Origin of the sequence: Actinomyces polynesiensis, from assembly GCF_000820725.1 — a bacterium.
Lineage (GTDB): Bacteria > Actinomycetota > Actinomycetes > Actinomycetales > Actinomycetaceae > Pauljensenia > Pauljensenia polynesiensis.
In genome coordinates this window covers 1-7,747 of the sequence record NZ_CCXH01000026.1, presented here as the reverse complement: position 1 = coordinate 7,747, position 7,747 = coordinate 1, and the positions used below count along the sequence as shown (strand labels likewise).

The 7,747-nt window shown below is 71.7% G+C and carries 6 protein-coding genes and 1 pseudogene; 1 reads left to right on the top strand and 6 read right to left on the bottom strand.

Translation table 11 applies throughout. From position 1 onward, the window contains the following. Positions 1–123: 123 nt before the first annotated feature. The 3 genes from TA90_RS00985 to leuA form a co-directional block, all read right to left on the bottom strand. Entirely contained in the window at positions 124–921 is a 798-nt protein-coding gene (locus tag TA90_RS00985) for an isoprenyl transferase (RefSeq protein WP_043534164.1), read from the bottom strand. 122 nt (positions 922–1,043) lie between these two features. Continuing rightward, the gene (gene recO / locus TA90_RS00980; RefSeq protein WP_043534162.1) at positions 1,044–1,778 is read right to left on the bottom strand and encodes a DNA repair protein RecO; all 735 of its coding nucleotides are present in this window, start codon (positions 1,776–1,778) and stop codon (positions 1,044–1,046) included. Between the two features lie 502 nt (positions 1,779–2,280). Continuing rightward, positions 2,281–4,038 carry a 2-isopropylmalate synthase gene (leuA, locus tag TA90_RS00975; protein ID WP_043534161.1) on the bottom strand — a complete coding sequence of 586 codons (1,758 nt, stop codon included), beginning with the start codon at positions 4,036–4,038 and terminating at the stop codon, positions 2,281–2,283. A 253-nt stretch (positions 4,039–4,291) separates the two neighbouring features. Here leuA and TA90_RS00970 point away from each other — a divergent pair, with 253 nt between their 5' ends. Beyond that, complete coding sequence (locus tag TA90_RS00970) at positions 4,292–4,681, top strand: VOC family protein (protein ID WP_043534160.1); 390 nt, start codon at positions 4,292–4,294, stop codon at positions 4,679–4,681. Positions 4,682–4,803: 122 nt separating this feature from the next. Here the strand turns inward: TA90_RS00970 and amrS are convergent, their stop codons facing one another. From amrS to amrB, 3 genes and pseudogenes are all read right to left on the bottom strand, one after another. Beyond that, entirely contained in the window at positions 4,804–5,904 is a 1,101-nt protein-coding gene (gene amrS / locus TA90_RS00965; protein ID WP_052450335.1) for an AmmeMemoRadiSam system radical SAM enzyme, read from the bottom strand. Then, complete coding sequence (amrA, locus tag TA90_RS00960; protein WP_043534159.1) at positions 5,901–6,500, bottom strand: AmmeMemoRadiSam system protein A; 600 nt, start codon at positions 6,498–6,500, stop codon at positions 5,901–5,903. Before amrA ends, amrS begins: the two co-directional genes overlap by 4 nt. Further along, positions 6,481–7,173 (bottom strand): annotated as a pseudogene (amrB, locus tag TA90_RS00955) (AmmeMemoRadiSam system protein B); the annotation flags it as partial. The gene amrA and the pseudogene amrB, both read right to left, overlap by 20 nt. Positions 7,174–7,747 lie beyond the last annotated feature (574 nt).

Genomic DNA, 7,747 nt, shown 5'->3' with positions numbered 1-7,747 from the left:
GGACAGGGCACCCGGGGCGGGTCGTCGCGGGAGGGACCCCGGACAGGTGCGGGGCCGACCTCGTCGGTGACCACCTGTCGACCCGCCGGGCCGCCCTCGTCAGTCCCCACCGGGCAGCCCTCGTCAGGACCCCGGGTGGTCCTCCGCCGCGCCGTAGCGACGCTCCCGCCCCGCGTACCCCAGCAGGCAGTCCCACAGGGACTCGCGGTCGAAGGCGGGCCAGGGCGTGTCCACGAACATCATCTCGGCGTAGGCCAACTGCCACAGGAGGTAGTTGGAGATCCGCTGCTCCCCCGAGGTGCGCACCATGAGGTCGACGTCGGGCACGTCGGGCAGGTAGAGGTGGCGCGCGAAAGTGCGCTCCGTGACTCCCCCGGGCTTCAGGCGCCCCTGGGCGACGTCCTCGGCGATGGAGCGTGCGGCGTCTGCGATCTCCGCGCGGCCCCCGTAGTTCACGCACATCACCAGGTCCAGGGTGTCGTTGTGCCGCGTCGTGGCCTCCGCCTGCCGCAGGGCGTGGATCACCGACTTCCAGAGGCGGGGTTCGCGCCCCGACCAGCGCACGTGCACCCCCCACTCGTCCAGCTGGGCGGTGCGGCGACGCAGGACGTCGGAGGCGTAGGACATGATGAAACGGACCTCGGCGGGGGAACGCTTCCAGTTCTCCGTGGAGAAGGTGTATACGGACAGGTAGCGCACACCGGCGTCGATGGCCCCGGCGACGGTGTCCATGAGCGCGTACTCGCCGGCCCGGTGACCCTCGGTGCGCGTCAAACCGCGCGAGTTCGCCCACCGACCGTTGCCGTCCATCACGAGCGCCACGTGGGCGGGCACCTCGGAGGCCGCCAGGTGGGGGGCCGGACGCGGCCACTCCCCCGGCCCGGCCACGGGTGCGCTGGGGTCCGCGGGCGCGCGGTCCATGGGGGCGGGCCCACTGCCCCGGAGCGCCCCCGGACCTGCGGGGACGACGGGCGTACCCCACGTCCCGGGCCCACCCGTCCTGCGGTCCTCCCCGGACGGTCCGGACCTGTGGTCCTCCATGCTCACCTCGACCTCTCCAGCACCTGCAGGGAACGCAGCCGTCGTTCCAGGTGCCACTGCGTGTACGCCGAGACCAGTCCCACGACCTCGTTGCGGCAGTAGTCCTGCGCGGAGTCCACGGGTCCCCAGTCCCCGCTGAGGAGGTCGCCCAGGAGCGCCATCGCCCCCGCCGAGGGCGCCGCCGATCCCGCTGGACGGCAGTGCTCGCACACGGCACCACCCTCCGGGACGGAGAACGCCGTGTGGGGCCCCTCGACCCCGCACACCGCGCAGTCGAAGCACGAGGGCGCCCACCCTGCGATCGCCAGGGCACGCAGCAGGTAGGAGTCGAGCACCATCATCGGGTCGTGCCGACGGTGGGCGAGGGCGAAGAGAGCGCCGACCAGCAGCAGGTACTGGGCGTGCGACCCCTCGTCCGCGTCGGCCGTGAGACGCTCCGCGGTCTCCACCATGACGGTGGCCGGGGTGAAGAGGTCGTAGTCCTCGGCCAGGGAGCGCCCGTGGGAGGTGATGGTCTCGACCTGGGTGATGATGTCGAGGGAGCGTCCCCGGTGCAGCTGGACGTCGATGACGGAGAACGGCTCGACCCGCGCCCCGAACTTCGACGTCGTGCGGCGCACTCCCTTGGCGACCGCCCGGACCTGGCCATTGTCGCTGGTCAACAGCGTGATGATGCGGTCGGCCTCGCCCAGCTTGTGGGTGCGCAGGACGACGGCCTCATCTCGGTAGGTCCGCATCACGGGCCCATTGTCGCACCCGGTGGGGCACTTTCGCGGTGGCCGCGCAGGTGGCGGGAGCACGTACGAGGGCGGACCCACCTCCCTGGTCAGACGCGCACACGAGGGCGGACCCACCAGCGAGGTCGGACGCACGAGGGAGGGGACGCCCGGTGGGGGACTGCCTCCGTCCCCTGGGGGACACGGTCGGGCCGGGCGCAGCTCGGCCCCCCGCGGACGGGTGCCGAGGGGGGCCGGAGCTCACCGTGGGGGGTCGCCCCGTGGTGGGACCCTGTGCCGTGCCGTCCGTGGATCACACGGAGCTCGCGGCGGTCGGGTCGGTCTGAGTGCGCTGGTCGGGGGAGGTCCTCCCCGAAGCGGCGCGGGTGGGTGGTCAGGAGTGGACGGTGTGCGGCTCCAGCTGCGGTCCGGCAGACGTGCCCGGACCGGGTGGATCGGCCTGGGCCGCACGAGCGGCTGCATCCGGTCGGGGTCGGGAGGAGCGACCGGGGGCCTCGCCCCCTCAGCGCAGCGCGCGGTTGACGGCGGAGATGACCGCCTTGTAGGTCGCCCTCGTGATGGAGGAGTCGATGCCCACGCCCCACACGATCTGACCGTCCACGGCCGCCTCCACGTAGGAGGCCGCACGGGCGTCACGCCCCTGGCTCATGGCGTGCTCGGAGTAGTCCAGCACGCGGACGTCCAGGTCGAACTGGTGCAGCGCCGCGACGAAGGCGTCGATGGGGCCCGACCCACTGGCCTCGATGACCACGGGCTCGCCGTTGTCACGCAGGGAGGCGTGCAGGTCGACCTGCTCCTCGTCGCCGTGGCTGACCACGCGGGAGGAGCCCAGCTCGAAGCGGCCCCAGGGGGCCAGTCCCTCGGCGGAGGAGGTGGGCAGGTACTCGTCGGCGAAGATCCTCCACAGGGAGTCCGCGTCGATCTCCCCACCGTAGGAGTCGGTGTGGCGCTGGACCACGCGGGAGAACTCGATCTGCAGGCGGCGGGGGAGCTCCAGGTTGTGGGAGGTGGACATGAGGTAGGCGACCCCACCCTTGCCGGACTGGGAGTTCACGCGCACGACCGCCTCGTAGGACCGCCCCACGTCGTGGGGGTCGATGGGGAGGTAGGGCAGCTCCCAGATGACGTCCTCCTCGCGGCCACCGGCCTCCGCGACCTTCTTCTTGCGGGCGGAGAAGCCCTTCTTGATGGCGTCCTGGTGGGAGCCGGAGAAGGAGGTGTAGACGAGGTCACCGACGTAGGGGATCCGGGGCGGGGTGGCCATCGACGTGCAGTGCTCCACGGTGCGGCGCACCGCGTCGACGTCGGAGAAGTCGATGCCCGGGTCCACGCCCTGGCTGAAGAGGTTCAGCCCGAGGGTCACCAGGTCCACGTTGCCGGTGCGCTCCCCCTGGCCGAGCAGGCAGCCCTCCACGCGGTCGGCCCCGGCCAGGATCGCCAGCTCGGCGGCCGCCACGCCCGTGCCACGGTCGTTGTGGGGGTGCACGGACAGGGCGATGTGCTCACGGTGGGAGAGGTTGCGGCTCATCCACTCGATCTGGTCGGCATAGACGTTGGGGGTCGCCCGCTCCACGGTGGCGGGCAGGTTGAGGATGATCTCGCGGTCGTCGGAGGGCTCCCAGACCTCCATGACCTTCTCGCAGATCTCCAGCGCGAAGTCCGGCTCGGTGTCGATGAAGATCTCCGGGGAGTACTCGTAGCCGAAGACCGTGTCGTCGTCGAGGAGCTTCTCGGCATTCGCGATCACCTCACGGGTCCCGGAGACGGCCAGCTCCACCGTCTGGTCGCGGTCGGCGTGGAAGACGAGCTGGCGGAACAGCGGTGAGGTCGCGTTGTACAGGTGCACCGTGGCGCGCGGGAACCCGACGACGGACTCGACCGTGCGCTGGATGATCTCGGGCCGGGACTGGGTGAGGACGGAGACCGTGACGTCATCGGGTACGGCCCCGGTGTCGATGAGGGAACGAACGAAGTCGAAGTCCGTCTGGGAGGCGGCGGGGAAACCGATCTCGATCTCCTTGTAGCCCATGCGGACCAGCAGATCGAACATCTCACGCTTGCGCGCGGGGTCCATGGGCTCGATGAGCGCCTGGTTGCCGTCGCGCAGGTCGGTGGACATCCAGCGCGGGGCCTTCGTGATGCGCCGGTCGGGCCACTGGCGGTCCGGCAGCAGGATCGGGTTCGAGTCGAGGAAGGACCGGTACTTCGACACGGGCATCGGTGAGCGTGCGGGAGTGGGGACGTCTGCGGTGGTCTTCATTGCTGGTTGCTGCTTCCTCTGTCGTTGGCTTCGGTGTCACCGTGGCCGGGTACGACGAACGCCGCGACGAGGATCCGGCCTGTCTAGGCCTCGTCGCGGCAGGGAAGCAGCAGCTGACCCGAGCGCATGTCGTCAACCTAGCGCGCGGTGGTCCACATCGCAAAGACGACCGCTCCGTGGACGCCCCCGCGGCGGGTCACACCCACCTGTCCGTCCCACTGCCCGGGCCGGGGCACGCCACTACGCTGTGGACATGATCGACCACATCGGACTCGGCGTCACCGACCTCGCGGCCTCCCGCACCTTCTTCGAGAGATCCCTGGCACCACTCGGGTACACCGTCCTCCACGACTTCGGTGGCGGGCTGGGCCTGGGCGGGCCCGTGCCCGGGATGTCCGCTCCCGTGGCGGACCTCTGGATCTCCGAGGCCGAGGAGGTCACGCCGATCCACCTCGCGTTCTGGGCGACGAGCACCGAGCAGGTCGACGCCTTCCACGCGGCGGGCCTGGCTGCGGGTGGACGGGACAACGGGGCGCCCGGACCCCGTCCGGCCTACGGGCCCGGGTACTACGCGGCCTTCGTCCTCGACCCTGACGGGAACAACGTCGAGGCCGTGTTCCACCGGGCCGACGCCTCCGACTGAGGCACACCCTCCGGGCCGCCTGCGCGGCCCCGCCCTCGTCGGTCCCGCGCGACCCGGCGGACCCGCCCCGGTCGGCTCAGGTCGACCCCGGGAGTACGGGTCGCACTTCCCCGCGCCCCACCTCAGAGACGCACCGGCACCGAGCGCGGACCGAAGCTGCCCGGCTCGGCGTCGAAGCGACCCGGCAGCGCGAGCCCGCAGCGGGGGCAGTCGCCCTCCGGGGTGAGGCGGTACTCCAGGATCGTGTACCAGTCGCGGACGATGAGGACCTCCCCGCACCCTGCGCAGCGCGTCGTGTCCCCCTCGACATCGTGGAGGTTGCCGGTGTACACGAAGTGCAGTCCCTCCTCCAGGGCGATCGCGCGCGCCCGGCGCAGCGTCGCCGGTGGTGTGGGGGGCACGTCGCGCATGCGGTGGTCGGGGTGGAACGCGGAGAAGTGGAGGGGAACGTCGGGTCCGAGCTCGCCGAGGATCCAGCGGCACTCCTCGCGCAGCCGGTCCTCGGAGTCGTTGAGCCCCGGGATGAGGAGGGTCGTGAGCTCGACCCAGGTCGAGCCCTGCGCCACCATCCAGGAGATGGTGTCCAGGACGTCGCGGAGGTGCCCTCCGGTCACGCGGCGGTAGAAGTCCTCGTCGAAGCCCTTGAGGTCGATGTTCGTGGCGTCCATGGGCGCGAAGAAGTCCGCCCGTGCCTCCCGCGAGATGTATCCCGCGGTGACCGCGACCGTGCGGATCCCGGCCTCGTGGCACGCCCTGGCCGTGTCGATCGCGTACTCGGCGTAGATGACGGGGTCGTTGTAGGTGAAGGCCACCTGGGGCACGCCCCAGGCCTGCGCGACGTCCGCGATGTGCTCCGGGGTGGCCTGCTGGCCCAGCCGGTCCCACTCCGTGGCCGCGGAGATCTCCCAGTTCTGGCAGTACCTGCAGCCCAGGTTGCATCCCGCCGTGCCGAAGGACAGGATCGCGGTGCCCGGGTGGAAGTGCGCCAGTGGCTTCTTCTCGATCGGGTCCAGGCAGAACCCCGAGCTCCTCGCCCAGGTCGTCAGGACCACTGCGTCGCCCTCGCGTGCCCGCACGAAGCAGTACCCCCGCTGTCCCTCACGCAGGCGGCAGTGCCGCGGGCACAGGTCGCACTGGAGGCGCCCGTCGGGCAGGGGGTGCCACCAGCGTCCCACCCGGCCACCGAGCGCGGCAGTCGCCGCCGGGGCACCGGGGTGGGTCATGGCTCCGGCTTCCCCTCGACCCACGACTCCACCGTGTAGACCTCCAGCTGGGCGTCGTCGGACCACCAGTCCTCGGGCAGACCCGCCTTGCGCTTGAGGTGCAGCAGGAAGTCACGCGGGTCGGGCAGTTCCTTCCACACCTGCGGGAGGAAGGTCGCCCGGTTGAAGGCACCGGCTTCCAGGACCACGCCGTCCACCCCGGGGCGCAGGGCCTCCAGGACCGACTCCTCGGAGGTGTGGGGCAGCGGCACCCGCTCGGAGAGCACGGAGACCTCGATCCGCGTGTCACGCAGGTCCCCCTGGCTGAGCGGGGGGAAGCGCGGGTCGTGCAGGGCGGCGGCCACGGCGTTGTGCGCGACGTCCTCGTACAGGGAGCGGTGCGGGCTGAGCGTGCCGATGCACCCCCGCAACCTCGAGTCCTCCTCCAGTGTCACGAAGCTGGCCCCCGGCGCCATCAGCCATTCGGGGCGGCTGGCGCGCCTGGAGATCTCCTCCAGGGGGATCTGGGCCGTGGGTGTCCCGGCCAGGCGTACCTCGATGGCACCGCGCGCGATGCCCAGCAGGCGTGGACCGGCCTCAGGTGGCAGATGGCTCATGGTGTTCCTCCTCGATGGCGAAGGCCGCGTAGCCGACGACGCGGTCGCTGTCCCCTCCGGGCGCGTCCCCGGAGTTGTGCGCGCCCAGCAGGTGCGGGTGGAGCCCACGGCGCACGCAGACCTCGAGCAGCCCGTTCAGGGGGAACGCCCCGCAGGCGCGTTCCGGTCCGACGGGACCCGACAGCTCCAGCACCCGACGGATCGTCGCCCTGTCGAGATCCCTCGCGGTGTCCGCGTCGTGGTAGTGGGAGAGGTCGGTGCTCACCGCGACCGCCGTGCGCCGGTCGCCCCACAGGGCCTCGATGACGTCGGCGACCTCGTCGGGGTCTGCCACTCCGACATTGAGGGGCACCAGCTGGACCGCTCCGAGTACCCGCTGGATGAAGGGCACCTGAACCTCGAGGGCGTGCTCCCGGGCGTGGGTGAGCGGATCCACGTGGACCGGGCAGGGGAGGTCGGCGGTGGCCTCCAGGACCTCCTCGGTCGGGATCGGCAGGTCGCCGAGCGGAGTGCGGAAGACGTCGGCGCCGGGCAGGGCGATGCCGCGGATGCCCACGCGGTGCGTGGGACCGAGCAGGACCACCCGTTCGATCGTGCGGCGCCTGGGGGCCAGGCTCTGCCACCCCAGGGCCGCGAGGTCACCCGACCACATCCACCCCGCGTGGGGACGACGATGGCCTTCGGTGTCCGGGCCCGTGCCCCCTGGGCGAGGACCGTGGAGGCGGCCAGCAGGAGCTCATCCGCCTGCGCCGCCACCTCCTGCGGATCGGCGGGGTAGAACGACCCGGCCACGGCGGGCGGGCGCACCGTCACACCGGTGTCCGTCACGACGTCCTCCCTCCCGGGCACGCCACGGTGCCGCCCTCGTGGCGGGGTCTGGCCCCCGTCCCTGCGACGCCTCCCGAACGTGGTGCCCGGGGGTGTCCGACTGCTTCCGAGACTAGCCCCGCGTGACCGATCACACCATGGCTCCGTGGCACCCGCTGATTGACGGGTGCACCGTCCGGTCCCTAGGGTCGGTGGCATGTGGAACTGAGTGGAGACCCTCGCGTGAGCGGCACCCGGGACGGACCGGCGACCCCGCGCGACCCCCCTCGACCGATCCCAGGTGCCATGTCCACGTCCTTCACCCCCTCCCCCTCCCGGGCCCCCTTCCTGCGTGCCGAGGGACTCTCACGGTCCTTCGGGGACCACCGCGTCCTCACCGACGTGACCTTCACCGTCCACGAGGGCGCCCGCGCCGGACT